Annotated in this window: 18 protein-coding genes; 11 read left to right on the top strand and 7 right to left on the bottom strand. The window is 72.1% G+C overall.

Annotated features, from left to right (window positions below; genetic code table 11):
- The first annotated feature begins 203 nt into the window (after positions 1-203).
- Genes ACIBI4_RS11615 through ACIBI4_RS11590 form a run of 6 tightly spaced genes read left to right on the top strand, consistent with a single transcriptional unit; the run spans position 204 to position 5933 of the window.
- Positions 204-1019, top strand: a complete 816-nt coding sequence (locus tag ACIBI4_RS11615; protein WP_399203519.1) for a Rossmann-like domain-containing protein — start codon at positions 204-206, stop codon at positions 1017-1019.
- On the top strand, positions 1016-2074 hold the full coding sequence (locus tag ACIBI4_RS11610) for a GHMP kinase (RefSeq protein ID WP_399203517.1): 1059 nt from the start codon (positions 1016-1018) through the stop codon (positions 2072-2074). The genes ACIBI4_RS11615 and ACIBI4_RS11610 overlap by 4 nt, the downstream gene beginning before the upstream one ends.
- A complete protein-coding gene (locus tag ACIBI4_RS11605; protein ID WP_399203781.1) occupies positions 2031-2987 on the top strand; it encodes a pyridoxal-phosphate dependent enzyme in 957 nt (318 codons plus the stop codon). Before ACIBI4_RS11610 ends, ACIBI4_RS11605 begins: the two co-directional genes overlap by 44 nt.
- The gene (locus ACIBI4_RS11600; protein WP_399203516.1) at positions 2984-4060 is read left to right on the top strand and encodes a FecCD family ABC transporter permease; all 1077 of its coding nucleotides are present in this window, start codon (positions 2984-2986) and stop codon (positions 4058-4060) included. The genes ACIBI4_RS11605 and ACIBI4_RS11600 overlap by 4 nt, the downstream gene beginning before the upstream one ends.
- Positions 4060-4902, top strand: a complete 843-nt coding sequence (locus ACIBI4_RS11595; RefSeq protein WP_399203515.1) for an ABC transporter ATP-binding protein — start codon at positions 4060-4062, stop codon at positions 4900-4902. Before ACIBI4_RS11600 ends, ACIBI4_RS11595 begins: the two co-directional genes overlap by 1 nt.
- A gap of 14 nt (positions 4903-4916) precedes the next feature.
- Positions 4917-5933 (top strand): ABC transporter substrate-binding protein, encoded by a 1017-nt coding sequence (locus ACIBI4_RS11590; protein ID WP_399203779.1) that lies wholly within the window; start codon positions 4917-4919, stop codon positions 5931-5933.
- 13 nt (positions 5934-5946) lie between these two features.
- On the opposite strand, the gene ACIBI4_RS11585 is transcribed toward ACIBI4_RS11590, so the two are convergent.
- Positions 5947-6354 (bottom strand): PaaI family thioesterase, encoded by a 408-nt coding sequence (locus ACIBI4_RS11585; protein ID WP_399203513.1) that lies wholly within the window; start codon positions 6352-6354, stop codon positions 5947-5949.
- Positions 6355-6463: 109 nt separating this feature from the next.
- The gene (locus ACIBI4_RS11580; protein WP_399203512.1) at positions 6464-7546 is read right to left on the bottom strand and encodes a hypothetical protein; all 1083 of its coding nucleotides are present in this window, start codon (positions 7544-7546) and stop codon (positions 6464-6466) included.
- A gap of 123 nt (positions 7547-7669) precedes the next feature.
- Here ACIBI4_RS11580 and ACIBI4_RS11575 point away from each other — a divergent pair, with 123 nt between their 5' ends.
- Complete coding sequence (locus tag ACIBI4_RS11575; protein ID WP_399203511.1) at positions 7670-8605, top strand: aminoglycoside phosphotransferase family protein; 936 nt, start codon at positions 7670-7672, stop codon at positions 8603-8605.
- Positions 8606-8663: 58 nt separating this feature from the next.
- Here the strand turns inward: ACIBI4_RS11575 and ACIBI4_RS11570 are convergent, their stop codons facing one another.
- Positions 8664-9068, bottom strand: a complete 405-nt coding sequence (locus ACIBI4_RS11570) for a DUF5997 family protein (RefSeq protein ID WP_399203510.1) — start codon at positions 9066-9068, stop codon at positions 8664-8666.
- Positions 9069-9185: 117 nt separating this feature from the next.
- Between ACIBI4_RS11570 and ACIBI4_RS11565 the strand changes: the two genes are divergently transcribed.
- On the top strand, positions 9186-10085 hold the full coding sequence (locus ACIBI4_RS11565; protein ID WP_399203777.1) for a LysR family transcriptional regulator substrate-binding protein: 900 nt from the start codon (positions 9186-9188) through the stop codon (positions 10083-10085).
- Between the two features lie 144 nt (positions 10086-10229).
- Positions 10230-10700, top strand: a complete 471-nt coding sequence (locus tag ACIBI4_RS11560) for a hypothetical protein (protein WP_399203509.1) — start codon at positions 10230-10232, stop codon at positions 10698-10700.
- Positions 10701-10745: 45 nt separating this feature from the next.
- Here the strand turns inward: ACIBI4_RS11560 and abc-f are convergent, their stop codons facing one another.
- Positions 10746-12437 carry a ribosomal protection-like ABC-F family protein gene (gene abc-f, locus ACIBI4_RS11555; protein ID WP_399203508.1) on the bottom strand — a complete coding sequence of 564 codons (1692 nt, stop codon included), beginning with the start codon at positions 12435-12437 and terminating at the stop codon, positions 10746-10748.
- Between the two features lie 207 nt (positions 12438-12644).
- Positions 12645-14870 (bottom strand): NADP-dependent isocitrate dehydrogenase, encoded by a 2226-nt coding sequence (locus tag ACIBI4_RS11550; protein WP_399203507.1) that lies wholly within the window; start codon positions 14868-14870, stop codon positions 12645-12647.
- A gap of 168 nt (positions 14871-15038) precedes the next feature.
- Here ACIBI4_RS11550 and ACIBI4_RS11545 point away from each other — a divergent pair, with 168 nt between their 5' ends.
- Both ACIBI4_RS11545 and ACIBI4_RS11540 read left to right on the top strand, forming a co-directional pair.
- Positions 15039-15449, top strand: a complete 411-nt coding sequence (locus ACIBI4_RS11545) for a PPOX class F420-dependent oxidoreductase (RefSeq protein WP_399203506.1) — start codon at positions 15039-15041, stop codon at positions 15447-15449.
- A 146-nt stretch (positions 15450-15595) separates the two neighbouring features.
- Entirely contained in the window at positions 15596-16102 is a 507-nt protein-coding gene (locus ACIBI4_RS11540) for a tetratricopeptide repeat protein (RefSeq protein ID WP_399203505.1), read from the top strand.
- Between the two features lie 51 nt (positions 16103-16153).
- On the opposite strand, the gene ACIBI4_RS11535 is transcribed toward ACIBI4_RS11540, so the two are convergent.
- Positions 16154-16732 carry a histidine phosphatase family protein gene (locus tag ACIBI4_RS11535; protein WP_399203504.1) on the bottom strand — a complete coding sequence of 193 codons (579 nt, stop codon included), beginning with the start codon at positions 16730-16732 and terminating at the stop codon, positions 16154-16156.
- A 58-nt stretch (positions 16733-16790) separates the two neighbouring features.
- Positions 16791-17207: a GNAT family N-acetyltransferase gene (locus ACIBI4_RS11530; RefSeq protein WP_399203503.1), complete on the bottom strand. Its 417-nt coding sequence runs from the start codon at positions 17205-17207 to the stop codon at positions 16791-16793.
- Positions 17208-17239 lie beyond the last annotated feature (32 nt).

Below are 17239 nucleotides of genomic sequence, written 5' to 3'. Positions count from 1 at the left end.
CCTTGGCGCGGCCCCCGGGGTAGCTTAATGGAAACGATTGTCGTTATGGTGTGGGCCTCGGGTCGGACCGCACCCCAGCGGCACGAGTCCACGGACCCACCCCTGCCCGGAGCGCACCGCAGCGCCCCGGCCTGCCAACTCCCCTGAGGTGAAAGCACCTTGATGCGCACTCCTGCCGTGCCCCGCGTCCACGAGGACTGGGCATGAAGCACACCGACGACCTCTTCGCCGCGGCACTCACCGCCGGACTCGGCCCCGAGCCGGCCGCCCTGACGGCCACGAGCGTGTTCTGGATCCACCACGGCACACGCCTCGCGGGCGGCGACGTGACCTATCTCAACCAGTACGCCCTCGTCCGCGTCGGCAGCGCCTTCGGCGGCTGTGCCTTCGAGGCGGGCGAGATCGACCCGGCGGTCTGCCGGGAGGGCTCGGGCGCCCCACTGGACGTCCTCCTGCGCGAAGGACCGCGTCCACTGCGGATCGCCGCACTCGACGCGTACCTCGGATCCGTACACCCCCACGACGGGCACCCGGACGCCGAGAGTGTCGTGACCCTGCCCGCCGGGCCGCCCGAAGTCCGCGCGCACGCACGCGATGCGGCCATCGCCGGCCTGCTCGACACCGCGCCCGGTGCGCACGTCGGCCTGATCGGGGTCGTCAATCCGCTGGTCGCGGCGATCCGGGAGCGGGGCGGTGTGCCGCTGCCGTGCGACTTCAATCTGCGCACCACGCAGTGGGGCGACCCGGTCACCGACGACATGCACCAGGTCCTCGACACGGCCGACGCCGTGATCGCGACCGGGATGACGCTCGGCAACGGCAGCTTCGACACGATCCTCGCGCGCTGCCGCGAACGCGGTGTGCCACTGATCGTCTACGCGCAGTCGGGCAGTTCGGTCGCGCGGGCCTTCCTCGGGCACGGGGTGAGCGCGCTGTCCGCGGAGCCCTTCCCGTTCTCGCAGTTCAGCGCCGAACCCACGCGCCTGTACCGCTACCGCGCCCCGGTGGGTGGCGCGTGAAGCGTGGCATCGGGTCCGCGCCCTGCCACCACGGCGAGCTGCTGCAGGGCGTGTTCCTCGACGGGCAAGGCGAGCGGCGGGCCGGTCTGGTGACGCTGCCGCTCGACGCGCACGGGACGCGGGCGGAGTTCCTGCCGCGTCCGGGCGGCGCCATCGAGGTGGTCCCCCACGACCGTACGAAAGCACTGCGGGCGGCCGTGCTGACGCGGGACCTGTGTGCGGACCGGCTGCAAGCGGAGCCGTGCGGCGGTGAGTTGCGGCTGTTGGGCGACGTGCCGGTCGGGCTCGGGATGGGCAGCTCCACCAGCGATGTGATCGCCACCGTGAGAGCGGTCGCGGATGCGTACGAGGTGGCGCTCGGCCCGGCCGAAGTGGCCCGTATCGCCGTGCGCGCCGAGCAGGCCTGCGATCCGCTGATGCTGGACGGGCGGCCGCGGCTGTTCGCACAGCGGGACGGGCGGGTCATCGAGGAGTTCGGGGCACGGCTGCCCGCACTCATCGTGGTCGGCTGCGCGCTGTCGGGCGGACGGCCGGTGGACACCTTGGCCCTTCCCTCGCTCGGTGACGAGCAGATCCATGTCTACGAGCAGTTGCGTGCCCTGTTCCGGCGGGCGCTCAAGACGGGTGACCGCGCGCTGGTCGGCCGGGTCTGCACGGCCAGCGCACGGCTCGGGCAACGGCGGCTGCGGCACCCGGACTTCGACGCCCTCACCGCCGTGGCCGCGCGCAGCGGTGCGCTCGGGGTGCAGATCGCGCACAGCGGCTGTGTGGCCGGGGTGCTGTTCGATCCCGCGTCGCCCGGCGTGCACCGGCGGCTGCGGCTCTGCTCGCGGGAGCTGGAGCGCGCGGGACTGCCCGCCACGCGGACCTTCAGCACGCTTCCGGCATCCGTACCCGTACCCGCATCCCCCTACGAGGAGAGCTTTCATGGACGAGCACATCGCCGAGGCGATCGGCCGGCCGGATCTGGTACGTCTCGACGAGCGGCTCCTGTGCCTGCGGTTCGAGACCATGAAGGTCGTCTCCGCGCTCGCCGCCGTACGCCGTCTGCTTGAGACCGGAGCGGTACGGCGCGGGGACACGCTCCTGGACAGTTCGAGCGGGATCTACGCGTACGCCCTCGCCCTGGCCTGCCACCGCCACGGCCTGCGCTGCCACATCGTCGGCTCGACCACCGTGGACCGCACGCTGCGCACCCAACTCGCCGTGCTCGGCGCCACGTTGGAGCAGATGGAGCCGTGCAGCGATCTCAAGCTGGACCAGAAGCGGCGGGTGGCGCGGGTGCGGGAGATCCTCACCGAGCACCCGGGGTACCACTGGATGCGGCAGTACCACGACGAGATCCACTACCTCGGGTACGAGGCGGTGGCGGCGCGGCTGCGCGAGGAGACCGCGGGCGAGCCGCTCACGCTGGTCGGCGGGGTCGGGTCGGGAGCCTCGACCGGGGCGCTCGCGCACTATCTGCGGGCGGCCGGGGCGGACGTGCGGCTCGTCGGCGTGCAGCCCTTCGGCAGTGTCACGTTCGGCGGTGAGCAGGTCGCCGATCCGGAGATCATCATCGCCGGGATCGGCAGCTCCATACCGTTCGGGAACGTACGGCACGCCGCGTACGACGTGATCCACTGGACCGCCTTCGACGCGGCGCTGAGCGGAAGCGTCGAACTGCTGCGGCGGTACGCGGTGTTCGCGGGGCTGTCCAGCGGTGCGGCGCACTTGGCGGCCCGCTGGGAGCGAGAGCTCGACGCGGATCGCACCGTGGTGTTCGTGGCGGCCGACACCGGTCACCGGTACGCGGAGAGCGTGTTCGCGCGGCACGCGGAGGCGGTGCCGTTCGACCGGCTCGCGCCGCGCCGGATCAGCGACCAGGACCAGCTGGCCCTGCCCTGGTGCCGGATGAGCTGGGACCGGGCGCCGGCCCCGGCGCAGGCGATGGTGCCCGCCCCGGCGCAGGCGGTGGTGGCCGAATGACCGCCGTGCAAGCCGCCGTTCCGTCGCTCCGCGCACGACGCCGCGGTGGGCTCCCCCTCGTCTGCGGCACCCTCGCGCTCGCCCTGCTCGTGTCCGTCGTCGTCGCCATCGGCCTCGGCGCCGCCGTGGTCTCCCCCGCCGACACCGCGCGCTACCTGTGGTCCGCCGTGACCGGCGGGCGGATCGGGGCCGACGAGGTGACCGCGTACCAGATCGTCTGGCAGATCCGGACACCCCGTGTGCTGCTCGCGGCCCTCGTCGGTGCCGGGCTGAGCGCGGTCGGGGTCGCCGTGCAGGCGATGGTGCGCAACGCGCTGGCCGATCCGTTCGTGCTCGGGGTCTCCTCCGGTGCCTCCGTCGGTGCGGTGTCCGTGACGGTGAGCGGCGGGCTCGCGGCGTTCGGGATCTACGCCGTGTCGGTGGGGGCGTTCCTCGGGGCGCTGGCCGCCTCGGTCCTCGTCTTCGTGGTGTCCGCGCGCCGGGGCGTCCTGGCGCCGCTGCGGCTCGTCCTGACCGGGGTCGCCCTGTCGTTCGGGTTCCAGGCCCTGATGAGCGTGCTGATCTACTTCGGCCCGGACAACGAGGCGACCAGCAGCGTCCTGTACTGGACGCTCGGCGGGTTCGGCGCGGCGCAGTGGGGCTCGCTGCCGGTCGTGGCGGGCGTCGTCGCGCTCGGTCTGCTCGTGCTCCTGCGCGAGGCGCGCTCACTCGATCTTCTCGCGCTCGGCGACGAGAGCGCGGCCAGTCTCGGTCTCGACGCGGACCGCCGACGCCGGCGGCTGCTGCTGCTCGTCTCGCTGGTCACGGGTGTCCTGGTGGCCGTGTCCGGAGCGATCGCCTTCGTCGGTCTGATCGTTCCGCACCTGGTCCGCATGGTCGTGGGCGCCACGCACCGGCGGGTGCTCGCCGTCGCGCCCCTGGCCGGCGCGGTGTTCATGGTGTGGGCGGATCTCGTGGCCCGCACCCTGGTCGCCCCGCGCGAACTTCCCCTCGGCGTGATCACCGCGCTCGTGGGCGTGCCCGTGTTCCTCACCTTGCTGCGGCGCAAGGGCTATGTCTTCGGGGGCCGTTGATGGATCTGGCACTGGACCGCCTGACGGTCGTGACCGACGGACGCAGTCTCGTACGGGAGTTGTCGCTCGACGTGCCGAGCGGCCAGGTCGTGGGGCTCGTCGGGCCCAACGGCAGCGGCAAGTCGACGGCGCTGCGCTGCGTCTACCGTGCGCTGCGGCCGAGCTCCGGAGCGGTCCGGGTCGGCCCGGACGATCTCGCCGGGCTGAGCCCGCGGCGCAGTGCGCAACTCGTGGCGGCGCTCACGCAGGACGGCACGGTGGACCTCGACTTCACGGTCGAGGAGGTCGTCGCGCTGGGCCGCGCGCCGCATCTGCGCGGCGCCCAGGCCCTGAGCCCGCGCGAACGCGAGCTGTGCGCCCAGGTCCTGGACCGGCTCGGCCTCACCCCGCTCGCCGGGCGCGGCATCCTCGGGCTCTCCGGGGGCGAGCGCCAGCGGGTGCTCGTGGCCCGTGCGCTCGTCCAGGAGCCGGAGATCCTCGTCCTCGACGAGCCCACGAACCATCTCGACGTACGCCATCAGATCGAACTCCTGTCGTTCCTGCGCGGCGCGGGGCTCACCGTCCTGGTCGTGCTGCACGACCTCAACCTGGCCGCGGCCGCGTGCGACCGCCTCGCCGTGCTCGGCGAGGGCCGATTGGTCACGGCCGGCACGCCCGCCGAGGTCCTGACGCCCGAGCTGGTGCAGGAGGTCTTCGGAGTGCGCGCCGACGTGGTGACGCACCCGCTGACCGGGGACCCACAGGTCCTGTACGCCCTGACCACCTCCTCCGCGGACCGGACCGCCGGCCCCGCACCCTCCACGGACCGGACCGCCGGTCCCGCGCCCTCCCTCACTCCATGAAAGGCACCTTGCACATGCTCTCCACCACCCCCGTACCTCTGCGCCGCCGCGCCGCACTCGGCTCCGCCTCGGCGCTCGCGCTGCTCCTGACGGCCTGCGGCGCCGAGGTCTCCACCGACGCCGAGGGCGCGGCCGCCACCCGGACCGAGGTCGAGCGCTGCGGCGAGTCCGTGGCGTACACGCCGCCGAAGCGGGCGGTCGCCTACGAAGGGGGCAGCGCCGACAAGCTGTTCAGCCTCGGGCTCGCCGACAAGGTCCACGGCTATGTGATGCCGCCCGCCAACCCGCCCGTGTCCGAGTCCCCTTGGGCGAAGGACTACGCCAAGGTGAAGATGCTCAGCGACGACCTCCTCAACAAGGAGATCGTGGTCGAGGCGAAGGCCGACCTGGTGGTGGCGGGCTGGAACTCGGGCTTCAGCGACCAGCGCGGCATCACGCCGGAGATCCTCGACAAGCTGGGCATCCAGAGCTTCATGCACACGGAGAGCTGCTTCAACTACCCCGGCTTCCCGCAGAAGGTGACGCCCTTCGAAGGCCTCTACTCCGACCTCGAACGCCTCGGGAAGATCTTCCGCGTCGAGAACCGCGCCAAGAGCGTCGTGAGCGACCTGAAGTCCCGGGTCTCGACGGTCGCCGCCAAGGCACCCAAGACCGCCGACCCCGTCCCCGTCTTCCTCTACGACTCGGGCACGGACCAGCCGTACACCGCGGGCAGCCAGGTCCCGCCCAACGACATCATCGCCACGGCCGGCGGCCGCAACATCTTCGACGGGCTCGACCAGCGCTGGACGCAGGTCACGTGGGAGGCCGTGACGAAGGCGCAGCCCGAGGTCATCATGATCCTCGACTACGGGGACCAGCCGGCCACGAAGAAGATCGAGTTCCTGAAGAAGTCCCCGCACACGAGGAACCTGCCGGCGGTCGAGCGCAACAACTTCTTCATCCTCGATTACAACGAGGGGATCAGCGGGCCGCGCAACATCGACGGCCTGGAGAAGTTCGCCACGTACGTCCGCGACCTCGACCGCTGAGGCCCGCGGGCCGTCACCCGTGCCGTACCGCCTGGGTCTGAGTCGTCTGCCCGAGGAGTCGGTCCTCGTCGTCGTACACATCGGTCTGCACGACGACGAAGGACCGCCCCACGTGCAGCGGCCGGGCCACGGCGCGGGCCGTTCCGGAGGCGAGCGGCCGGAAGAAGTTCGTCTTGGACTCGACGGTCGCCGTACCCGCACCCTGCGGAAGCTGCAGGTGCGCACACACCGCCCCGGCGGTATCGGCAAGCGTCATGAGCGCCCCACCGTGAAGGATGCCGCCGGCCGTGCAGTAGTCGGGCGACCAGCCGAGGGTGGCGATGGTGCGGGCGGGGGTCGCTTCGGGCAGACGGATGTCCAGGTGCGCAGCGAAGGGGAGGGCGGCGAGCAGGACGTCGGCGGTTCCGGGTGATTCGGTCATGCAGGCAGCATCGGTGGTGTGCGGATGGGTGGCGATTACGTGGCGGGTCATTGACGTGATGACGGCGGCGTCACGCGGGGCTCCTCAGGACGCCGCCGACTCGTGCCCCTCACGTGAACGTCACGGTCAGCCCGCCCTCGGCCAGGATTGCGAGCAACAGGTCGACCAGGTCGTACTCCTCGCCGTCCGACTCCAGGACCCGCGACAGGTGCCGACGGGCAGTCGCTGCATCGCGCCAGAGGAGGGTGGCGGGGGCGGTGAAGCCGAAACCGCCGGCCAGACAGTCCTCGACGGCGCTCGGACAGCCGCCGAAGTAGCCGCCCGGCCCGTTCACGGCCTCGCCGAGTGCCAGGTAGAGGCCGGGCACGTCGGTGATGTGGTGGCCGTCCAGCTCGTAGACGTGTCCGGCCTGCCTGGCCCGCCGGTTCGAACGACTTCGGTGTCCACGGACGAGTTCGAGCCAGGCCAGACGCTGCCGGGTGCCGAGGTCCGCCCAGGTGCCGACGGCGTCCGGCGGACCGGCGAGCCGGCGCTCCCAGACGGGCCGAGCGTATTCCGGTACGGATGCGGCATGGCCGCCGAGTTCGAGATCGATCAGGTCGGATCCGCCGGGCGACGGCCGCCATGCTCGGACTTGGGGCCGCAGCAGGCGGTCGGCGAACGGCTCGCCCTGGTCGTCCCGTATCTCCAGCCAGGCCTCATCCAGGTCCAGCGCACGCCGTGTTCCCGTCGCCAGTACCCGACGCAGCCGATCACTCGGGGCCACCTCTCTCAGCACGAGGTGCGGCTCGTCGTTCCGGGGCGGAAGCACACGGGCGAACTCCCGGCATGAGCCCAGCCATTGCTGCTCGTCGTGCACCCGGACGCGCCCCCGGTAACCCTCAGGCGGGCCCAGATGGTCGTCCAGGCCGCTGAGCACGAGGCTGCCCGATCCGTTGTGCTGTCCGAGGCTTTCGACATCCGTCAGCAGCCAGGGATCGTGCATCCCCTCCGTCGGCACCAGCCACACGCTGCTGCCGATCCAGCCGGGCACCTCGTTCCTGACCGGAACCCAGTCCAGCAGCTCGTACGTACCGCGCACAGGGTCCCGGAACAGCCCCTCCACCTCGGTGCAGACGCCCCAGACATGCCCGTTCTCCGAGTCCGTCAGCGTGTACCGCCCCGGCCCGCGATGCTCCCCACCCCCATGCATGGTGGGCATCATGCACCGGCAGGTGTCGTCCAGCGAACCGGATTTCCGTTCATGACAGTCGCCCGCTCGCCCGCACGGCAATGTCGCCCAAGCCCCTCCGGCCGACACCGCTACGGTCACCCCATGGACCCCACCTCCCCCTCCCTCTCCCCGATGGCGCGCAACAAGGCGCTGAGTCTGGGTGCGCGCGGGCGGGCGTGGGTCGATGGGCTTCCGTCGCTTGTGCGGACGGTCGAGGACGCGTGGAACCTCAGGATCGGAGCGCCTCTGGCCGGGGGTACGGCCGCGTGCGTGGCGAGCGGTGTCACGGCCTCGGGTGAGGAGGTCGTGGTGAAACTCGCGTTGCCCGATGGTGGGTTCGAAGGGCAGGCGCGCACGTTGCGGGTGGCGCAAGGGCGGGGTTACGTGCGGCTGTTGCGGTACGACTCCGGGTGGCAGGCGCTGCTGCTCGAACGGCTCGGTGAGCCGCTGGAACGGCTCGCCGGGCCGGAGCAGCAGCTGGACGTGCTCGCCGCGCTCCTGCAGCAGGCCTGGTCCGTGCCCCCGGGCCCCACCGAGACCTTCGACGACAAGGCGCGCAGTCTGTACGAGCTGGTGGACCGCCTGTGGCACGAGCTCGGGCGGCCGTGTCCGGAGCCGGTGGTGGCGCGGGCGCTCGCGGGGGCTCGGCAGCTGGAGGGCTTTGCCGTGGAGGAGTGCGTGCCGGCGCACGGCGATCCGCATCCGGGCAACGCGCTGCGTGTCCGCTCACCCCGTGCGGGCGCCGGGACGGGCTACGTCCTCATCGACCCGGAGGGCTTCCTCGCACCGGCCGCGTACGACCTGGGCGTGGTGCTCAGGGAGTGGAACGAGCAGTTGCTCGCCGCCGTCGAACCGGCCCGCGTCGCCCGCGCGTACTGTGCGCGGCTCGCTGCCGCGACCGGTCAGGACGAGGCCGCGGTATGGGAGTGGGGCTACCTGGAGCGGGTCTCGACCGGGCTCTACTGCCTGGCCCATGGCGCACCCGAGGCCGGGATGCCGTTTCTGAAGACGGCTGCCCTGCTCGTGCGAGAGGGCTGACCGTACGAGAGGGCTGACCGCCACACCGGCGGTCAGCCCTCGCGTACGTCCAACTGGATCAGCGGCCCTCGGCCTCCGCCTTCGCCGCCTTCTCGGCCTTCTTCTCCTTGAGGCGGACGGCCTCCTCGCGGACCTTCGCCTGGGTGGCGCGCTCCTGGCGGAGCCACTCCGGCATCTCCTCGCGGAGGGCCTCGATCTCGTCGGTGGTCAGCGCCTCGGTCACGCCGCCGCGGGCGAGACCGGCGATGGAGACACCGAGCTTGGACGCCACGACGGGACGCGGGTGCGGGCCGTTCTTGCGCAGGTCGGCGAGCCACTGCGGCGGCTCGGCCTGCAGGGCGCCCAGCTCGGCGCGCGAGACCACGCCCTCCTGGAACTCGGCGGGGGTGGCCGGAAGGTACACACCCAGCTTCTTCGCCGCGGTCGCGGGCTTCATGGTCTGGGCGTTCTGGTGCTGCGTCATGGGATCAAGGGTAGCCATCGCAGGCCGTCCGGCCGACCACGAGCGGTTCCGTCCCGGGCGGAGGGGCCGGGCCCCTGCGGGTAATCTGGCGGGGTGACAGGCACGGCGGAACCCCCGGTGACAGGCTCGGACGACCCGGCGGGGTTCCGCCTCGCGTATGTTCCGGGCGCGACGCCCGCCAAGTGGGTGCGGATCTGGCGTGAGCGGCTGCCCTCCATCCCGCTGGACCTGGTGGCCGTCGAGGCGGCGGACGCCCCGGAGCTGGTGCGGTCGGGCGGTGTGGACGCGGGGCTGCTGCGGCTGCCGGTCGACAAGGACACACTGCACGCGATCCCGCTGTACGCGGAGACGACGGTGGTCGTCGTGCCGAAGGATCACCTGGTCACGGCGGCGGACGAGGTGGCGCTCGAGGATCTGGCCGACGAGATCGTGCTGCACCCGCTGGACGACACGCTCGGCTGGGAGCAGCTGCCGGGCAAGCCGGCGCTGGAGCGGCCCGCGACGACCGCGGACGCGATCGAGCTGGTGGCGGCGGGCATCGGCGTCCTGCTCGTGCCGCAGTCCCTGGCCCGTCTGCACCACCGCAAGGACCTCACGTACCGTCCGCTCGCCTCGGCTCCCGAGTCCCGGGTGGGCCTGGTGTGGCCGCTCGGCGAGACCTCCGACCTGGTCGACCAGTTCATCGGCATCGTGCGCGGCCGGACAGTGAACAGCTCGCGCGGGCAGGCGCCGTCCGAGGTCGATGCGGCGCGGGGGCGGGGCAAGGGGGGTTCCGGTTCGGGCTCCGGCTCCGGCTCCGGCTCCGGCTCCGGCTCCGGCTCCGGCTCCGGCTCCGGCTCCGGCTCCAGGAAGGCTTCGGCCGCGAAGGGCGGATCCGCGCGGGGTGGCTCGTCGGCGAAGGGCGGCTCGGGTCGTACGGGTGCGGCCCGCAGCGGCGGATCGAGTACGCAGCGCGCGGGCGGCAGCGGTGGCGGCAAGGGCGGTGCCCGTCGGGGGAAGCCGCGCGGGCGGCGGTAGGCGTTCCGTCCGAGCGGCAGCCGGGAGCGCGACGCGAGGTCCGCTCACCGCGAGCCCAGCCCTCATGCCCTGCCCCCATACCCTCCCACTCCACCCGCCGCCCGTAGAACGGCGGAACACACTGCCTGCTGCCATGCTGGCGCCATGGCCCTCCTCGCCTCCGCCACCGGCGCCTGGACCGGCACCAACGGATTCCGTCTGATGCCCGGGGACCCGCTCGCCGAGTCCCCCGCCACGGCCACCCTCACGCTCGCCGCGGGCGGCCACCTCACCTGCGTCACGTACACCTGGGAGCATCCCGCCGACGGTCCGCAGGAGGGGCTGCTCCTGATCGGCAGCGGCGAGGCGGACGGCACGCTGACCGCGACGTGGGGTGACTCCTGGCATCAGAAGCCGGCTCCGATGGTCCTCGACGGCCGTCCGGCGGAGGACGGTTCGGTGGGGCTCGACGCGGAGTACGCCGAGGGCTGGGGCTGGCACATCGCGCTGGCCTCGACGGGGCAGGCGCTGCGGCTGCGGATGGACAACGTGCTGCCTCCGGCGTACGCGACCCCGGAGGCACCCTCGTATCCGGCGATGGTGATGGAGCTGGTGCGGGTGCCCGGAGAGGCCTGAATCGCAGGGCAGGCCTGAGTCCCCGGGCACCGGTGCGGCCGCGCGTCAGCCGGCCGGGCGGCCTGCCTTCAGCTCCATCCGCTCCCCCGCCTTCAGTTCCATCCGCTCCCCCACGAACCGCTCCCTGAAGTCGCGGTCGTGCGAGACGACGACCACCGCTCCCGGGTACGCCGCCAAAGCGGTCTCCAGGTCCTCGACCAGGTCGAGCGCGATGTGGTTCGTGGGCTCGTCCAGGACGAGGAGGTCCGCGGGGCGCGTCACGAGGACGGCCAGCTGGAGGCGGCGCTGCTGGCCCGCGGACAGGGCCGCGACGGGGACGTGGAGGTCCTCCTCGCGGAACAGGCCGAGGGAGAGCAGCAGGTGGGCGTGCTCGTCGGGCGGTCCCGGCCGTCCCGCGGCGAAGGCGTCGAGGAGCGGGAGGCGCGTGGAGCGTACGGGCAGCTCCTGCGCCAGGTACCCGATGCGGGCCGGGCGCCGCACGGTGCCCGCGTCGGGTTCCAGGTCTCCGGCGAGCACGCGCAGCAGGGTCGTTTTCCCGGCCCCGTTCTCGCCCGTGACGAGCAGGCGTTGGCCGTACGTGACGGTCAACTCGCCGTCGAGGGTGAGCCGTTCACCGACGCGTACGTCCGTGAGCTCGACGAGCGTCCGGCCGGCGTCAGCCGTCGGGGCCTGAGCCGAAGCCCCGTCCACCGCGGACGGACTCACCGAGAACCGCAACGGCTCCGGCGGCGCGGCCACCGGATTGCGGCGCAGCTGCTCGAGGCGTTCGCGCACCGACCGCACCTGGCCGCCGAGCTTCGCCTCGTGCGAGCGGCGGTGCTTGCCGAAGCCCTGGCCCGGGTCCTTGCCCGTGGTGGCGAGGCGGCGGGTGGCGGCTTCGAGGAGTTCCTCGGCCTGGGCGAGGTCCGTCAGCCACTCCGCGTGGTCCTGCTCGGCCCGGCGCCGAGCGGCGGCCTTCGCGGTGCGGTACCCGGACCAGCCGTCCCCGTACCGCCGCACGGTCCGTGCGTCGCGGTCCACCTCGAGGATCGTGGTGGCGATGCGTTCGAGGAACCCGCGGTCGTGGGTGACGGCGACGACGGTGCCGCGGTGGGCGCGCAGCTGTTCCTCCAGCCAGTGGACGGCGGTCGCGTCGAGGTGGTTCGTCGGCTCGTCGAGGAGGAGGAGTTCGGGGGCGGCGGCCAGGACGCAGGCGAGCGCGAGCCGGGACTGTTCGCCGCCGGAGAGCGAGCCGAGGATGCGGTCGCGGGTGATCCCGGCGAGGCCGAGTCCGTGCATCGCGGCCTCGACGCGCGCGTCGGCCGCGTAGCCGCCGCGCTCCTCGTACGCGATCAACAGCTCGCCGTACGCGGCGAGTTCGGCCTCGGATGCATCACCGAGGGTCTCCTCGGCCGTCCGGAGGCCGCGCTCCATCGCGCGCAGCTCGGCGAGCGCGAGGTCGACCGCGTCCTGCACGGTGCAGGTCGGGTCGAGGTCGAGGGTCTGGGCGAGGTGGCCGACGCCGGACGGGAAGCTGACGGTGATCTCACCGGCGTCCGGGGTCTCGGCGCCGGCGAGCAGCCGCAGGAGCGTCGACTTGCCGGAGCCGTTCTCGCCGATGACGGCGGCCTTCTCGCCGGGGCGGACGGAGAACGTGACCTGGTCGAGGACGGTTCTCGTCCCGTACGACTTGGTGGCGTCCTTGACGGAGAGCTGTGCCACGGCAGCGGGCAGGGCGGTATGGGCGCGTTCGCGCATGGGTTCTTTCCCTGGGGATGGGGGTCTACGGGCGGCAGAAGCGACCGCGGCAGCGGCGGTCGGGCCCGGACTCAGAGAAAGAAGTAGTGACGCATGCCCTCACCGTACAAGACGATCCGTCTCGTCTCAAGTCGGGGAGGGCATACGAAAGGGCCGCCCCGGCCGGAGCGAACTCCGGCCGGGGCGGCCCCATCGGTGCTGCAGGCGTTACGCCAGCGTCGCCAGCGTCTCGTTGAGCGTGGCCGACGGGCGCATCACCGCGGACGCCTTGGTGACGTCCGGCTGGTAGTAGCCGCCGATGTCGGCCGGGCTGCCCTGGACGGCGAGCAGCTCGTCGACGATCTTCTGCTCGTTCGCCGCGAGGGACTCGGCGAGCGGGGCGAAGGCCTTCGCCAGGTCCGCGTCGGCGGTCTGCTTCGCCAGCTCCTGGGCCCAGTACAGGGCCAGGAAGAAGTGCGAGCCGCGGTTGTCGATGCCGCCGAGGCGACGGGTCGGCGACTTGTCGGCCTCCAGGAAGGTGGCCGTCGCACGGTCCAGGGTGTCCGCGAGGACCTGGGCGCGGGCGTTGCCCGTGGTGGTGGCCAGGTGCTCGAAGGAGACGGCCAGCGCGAGGAACTCGCCGAGCGAGTCCCAGCGCAGGTAGTTCTCCTTGACCAGCTGCTGGACGTGCTTCGGGGCGGAGCCGCCGGCGCCCGTCTCGAAGAGGCCGCCGCCGTTCATCAGCGGGACGACGGAGAGCATCTTGGCGCTGGTGCCGAGCTCCAGGATCGGGAACAGGTCCGTGAGGTAGTCACGGAGCACGTTGCCCGTCACCGAGATGGTGTTCTCGCCGCGGCGGATGCGCTCCAGGGAGAACGCGGTGGCCTCGACCGGCGACTTGATCTCGATCTGCAGACCGGTGGTGTCGTGGTCGGCGAGGTACTTGGTGACCTTCTCGATCAGCACGGCGTCGTGGGCGCGGTTGGCGTCCAGCCAGAAGACGGCCGGGTCGCCGGTGGCGCGGGCGCGGGTGACGGCGAGCTTGACCCAGTCCTGGATCGGGGCGTCCTTGGTCTGGCAGGCGCGGAAGATGTCGCCCTCGGCGACCTCCTGCTCCAGGACGACGTTGCCCGCGGTGTCGACGAGGCGGACGGTGCCGGCCGCGGCGATCTCGAAGGTCTTGTCGTGGGAGCCGTACTCCTCGGCCTTCTGCGCCATGAGGCCGACGTTGGGTACGGAGCCCATGGTCGACGGGTCGAAGGCGCCGTTGGCGCGGCAGTCGTCGATGACGACCTGGTAGACGCCGGAGTAGCTGGAGTCCGGCAGCACCGCGAGGGTGTCGGCCTCCTGGCCGTCCGGGCCCCACATGTGGCCGGAGGTGCGGATCATGGCCGGCATCGAGGCGTCGACGATGACGTCGGACGGCACGTGCAGGTTGGTGATGCCCTTGTCGGAGTCGACCATCGCGAGCTCGGGGCCCGCGGCGATCTCGGCCTCGAAGGAGGCCTTGATCTCGTCGCCCAGGCCGTGCGGCACGGACTCCAGGCCCTTGAGGATGGTGCCGAGACCGTCGTTCGGGGACAGACCGGCACCCGCGAGGACCTCGCCGTACTGGCCGAAGGTCTTCGGGAAGAAGGCGCGCACCACGTGGCCGAAGACGATCGGGTCGGAGACCTTCATCATCGTGGCCTTGAGGTGCACCGAGAACAGCACGCCCTCGGCCTTGGCGCGGGCGACCTGCGCGTCGAGGAAGGTGCGCAGGGCGGCCACGTGCATCACGGAGGCGTCGACGACCTCGCCGGCGAGGACCGGGACGGACTCGCGCAGCACGGTGGTGGTGCCGTCGGCGGCGACGTGCTCGATGCGCAGCGCGCCGGCCTCGGCGATGACGGCCGACTTCTCGGTGGAGGCGAAGTCGTTCTCACCCATCGTGGCGACGTTCGTCTTGGACTCGGGGGTCCAGGCGCCCATGCGGTGGGGGTGGTTCTTCGCGTAGTTCTTGACCGAGGCGGGGGCGCGGCGGTCCGAGTTGCCCTCGCGCAGGACCGGGTTGACGGCCGAGCCCTTGATCTTGTCGTAGCGGGCGCGGATCTCGCGCTCCTCGTCCGACTTCGGGTCGTCCGGGTAGTCGGGCAGCGCGTAGCCCTGGCCCTGCAGCTCGGCGATCGCGGCCTTCAGCTGCGGGATCGAGGCCGAGACGTTCGGCAGCTTGATGATGTTGGCCTCGGGCGTCTTGGCCAGCTCGCCGAGCTCCGCGAGGGCGTCGGCGATGCGCTGGCCCTCCTCGAGGTGCTCGGGGAACTGCGAGATGATCCGCCCGGCCAGCGAGATGTCACGGGTCTCGACGCGCACACCGGCCGTCGAGGCGTACGCCTGGATCACCGGCAGGAGCGAATGGGTCGCCAGGGCCGGGGCCTCGTCAGTGTGCGTATAGATGATGGTCGAGTCAGTCACCGGGTGCTCCGCTCCACGTCTGCGTGCGTCGTCTGCTTGCGTCGTCGGTCGAGATTACTCGACATCAAGATATCTCTTCCGACCCCGGGTTCCGAAAGGGCCTACCGGGGCCCGCCTCCGCCCGCCCCACGTGATCTGGCGCACGCCCCACGTCCTACGCTGCCGGTCATGTCTGTGATCCTCAGCGAAGCGGCCCGCCGCCTGCTCGACGACCCGAACCCGGCGATCCTGGCCACCCTCAATCCCGACGGCAGCCCGCAGACCTCACCGGTCTACGTGGGTCTGGACGGCGACGACCTCGTCATCCCCTCGCAGGCAGGCCGCCGCAAGCACAAGAACCTGCTGCGCGATCCACGCGTGAGCGTCACCGTGTACGACACCGCCGACCCGCAGAACTACGTGGAGGTCCGCGGCACGGTGACGATCACCGAGGACGTGGGGCGGCGCCTCGCCGTCGACCTCGACGAGCGCTATGACGGCCCGGGGGCGGGCGACTCCGTGCTCGCGCTGCCGCCGGAGGTGCAGCGGATCGTCATCCGGATCACGCCTACGCATGTGGCGGGGCGGGCGGCGCGCTGAGGTGGGGCGCGGCGAGGTGAAGGGCTGACGCGGCGCGGGGCTGACGCGGCGGGGGCCTCGGCATTCCCGTTCCGCACCCCGCATCCATGCGCGTGGGCCCGGGGCCGGGGCGACCGACCCCACAACACCCCTGTGATACTTCGGCGATGACCACCGACACGACACCCAGCCCCGAGTGGGAAGAGCGTTCGGCGTCCCTGTGGGCCGCCCTCGACACCCACGAGCCGTCCGAGTTCCGCGCGCGCATCGAGAAGCTGGCCTCCGAACTGCCCGCCGGGCATCCCGTCGCCGAGTTCGAGCGAGGGTCCGCGCACGACTCCACCGGCCTGCCCGCCCAGGCCGTGGTGCACTACCGCGCGGCGCTCGACGCGGGCCTCACCGGGATCCGGCGCCGCCGCGCGGTGATCCAGATGTCCAGCTCGATCCGCAACCTCGGCCGCCCCGAGGAGAGCCTCGCCCTGCTCACCGCCGAACGCGAACAGGGCTCGGACGAACTCGACGACGCCCTGATCTGCACCCTCGCCTTGGCCCTCACGGACCTGAACCGCACCCGCGAGGCAGTCGCCTTGACGGTCGGCGCCCTGTCCCGCCATCTCCCGCGCTACAACCGCTCGATGGCGAACTACGCGAAGGCACTGCTGCCGGAGTCGTGACGGCCAAGTGCCGCGGGCGCGTGCCTCAGACTGCGCGCCGAGGCGCGTGCCTCAGGCCGCGTGCCCGGTGAGCCGTAGGCTCCAGCGGCCCGCGTGGCCCGTGAGGTTGACTGTCGACAGTGGCGGGACGTCGATGTTCCAGTACGTGGCCGGGGGTGCCTTCAGGGCGTAGACCAGGGCCGCGCGGACCACGCCCGGTTCGGCTACCGCGACGATGCTCGCGCCGTCGCCGACCGGGCGGGTGTCCATCCAGCGGCCGACGCGTGAGATGAACGCGAGCAGGGTCTCGCCGCCGTGCGGTGCCGAGCGCGGGTTGCCCAGCCAGGCGTCCACTGCGGCCGGTTCGCGTGCGGTGACCTCCGCCAGGGTGCGGCCCCGCCAGCGGCCCATGTCGCAGTCGCTGAGCATGGGCTGGGCCATCGGCGAGAAGCCGAGGGCGTCACCGGTCGCGCGGCTGCGCGGGGTGGGCGAGCAGTAGCGCAGGTCGGCGCGGCCGTAGGGCACCAGCGTGTGCGCGGCGAGCTGCAGCTCGTGCCAGCCGGCCTGGTCGAGCGGCCGGTCGTCGTCGAACCGCTCGGTGAGCAGCGAGGAGCTGCGTGCGGCGGTGATGAGCGTGACCCGAACATGCATGCGGCGATGTTGGAACGCGCCGCTTCGCAGGTCAAGAGCCACCCGTGAGCGAAATCGGCTACTGCAGCCCGAGCGCCATCCACCGCTCGGGGTGCGTGAGCGGTTCGAAGCCCAGCTTCTCGTACACCCCATGGGCATCTTCCGTCGCAAGGAGGATGCGACGAAGACCACAGGGCGCGAGTTCGTCGCGTACGGCGGCGACCAGGGCGACACCCACACCCTTGCCGCGTACGGCGCGATCCACGTACACGTCGCAGAGCCACGCGAAGGTGGCGTGATCGGTGATCACTCGGGCGTATGCCACCTGCTCTCCGGAAACCGGGTCGTACGCCCCGAAGTTGAGGGATCCCGCGATGGCGCTGTCCTGCTTCTCGCGGCTGCGGCCCAGCGCCCAGTACGCGTCGGTGGAGAGCCAGTGGTGGATCCGCGCGGGGTCGAGCCGGGCCGGGTCGGTGGCGATCTCGTAGGCGGTCATGGGCCCGAGGCTCGCATCCGCGGGCAGGGCAG

Source organism: Streptomyces sp. NPDC050418, assembly GCF_044458745.1.
Classification (GTDB): Bacteria; Actinomycetota; Actinomycetes; order Streptomycetales; family Streptomycetaceae; genus Streptomyces.
This window is presented reverse-complemented; position numbering and strand designations above follow the sequence as displayed.

What these genes read in the sequence shown, in the direction of transcription:
- ACIBI4_RS11575 (WP_399203511.1), top strand. Translation starts at nt 7,670, where the DNA reads ATGGACCCCACCTCCCCCTCCCTCTCCCCGATGGCGCGCAACAAGGCG.
- ACIBI4_RS11560 (WP_399203509.1), top strand. Translation starts at nt 10,230, where the DNA reads ATGGCCCTCCTCGCCTCCGCCACCGGCGCCTGGACCGGCACCAACGGA.
- ACIBI4_RS11580 (WP_399203512.1), bottom strand. Translation starts at nt 7,546, where the DNA reads ATGCATGGGGGTGGGGAGCATCGCGGGCCGGGGCGGTACACGCTGACG.
- ACIBI4_RS11570 (WP_399203510.1), bottom strand. Translation starts at nt 9,068, where the DNA reads ATGACGCAGCACCAGAACGCCCAGACCATGAAGCCCGCGACCGCGGCG.
- ACIBI4_RS11540 (WP_399203505.1), top strand. Translation starts at nt 15,596, where the DNA reads ATGACCACCGACACGACACCCAGCCCCGAGTGGGAAGAGCGTTCGGCG.
- ACIBI4_RS11595 (WP_399203515.1), top strand. Translation starts at nt 4,060, where the DNA reads ATGGATCTGGCACTGGACCGCCTGACGGTCGTGACCGACGGACGCAGT.
- ACIBI4_RS11615 (WP_399203519.1), top strand. Translation starts at nt 204, where the DNA reads ATGAAGCACACCGACGACCTCTTCGCCGCGGCACTCACCGCCGGACTC.
- ACIBI4_RS11535 (WP_399203504.1), bottom strand. Translation starts at nt 16,732, where the DNA reads ATGCATGTTCGGGTCACGCTCATCACCGCCGCACGCAGCTCCTCGCTG.
- ACIBI4_RS11585 (WP_399203513.1), bottom strand. Translation starts at nt 6,354, where the DNA reads ATGACCGAATCACCCGGAACCGCCGACGTCCTGCTCGCCGCCCTCCCC.
- ACIBI4_RS11545 (WP_399203506.1), top strand. Translation starts at nt 15,039, where the DNA reads ATGTCTGTGATCCTCAGCGAAGCGGCCCGCCGCCTGCTCGACGACCCG.
- ACIBI4_RS11590 (WP_399203779.1), top strand. Translation starts at nt 4,917, where the DNA reads ATGCTCTCCACCACCCCCGTACCTCTGCGCCGCCGCGCCGCACTCGGC.
- ACIBI4_RS11605 (WP_399203781.1), top strand. Translation starts at nt 2,031, where the DNA reads ATGAAGGTCGTCTCCGCGCTCGCCGCCGTACGCCGTCTGCTTGAGACC.
- ACIBI4_RS11530 (WP_399203503.1), bottom strand. Translation starts at nt 17,207, where the DNA reads ATGACCGCCTACGAGATCGCCACCGACCCGGCCCGGCTCGACCCCGCG.
- abc-f (WP_399203508.1), bottom strand. Translation starts at nt 12,437, where the DNA reads ATGCGCGAACGCGCCCATACCGCCCTGCCCGCTGCCGTGGCACAGCTC.
- ACIBI4_RS11600 (WP_399203516.1), top strand. Translation starts at nt 2,984, where the DNA reads ATGACCGCCGTGCAAGCCGCCGTTCCGTCGCTCCGCGCACGACGCCGC.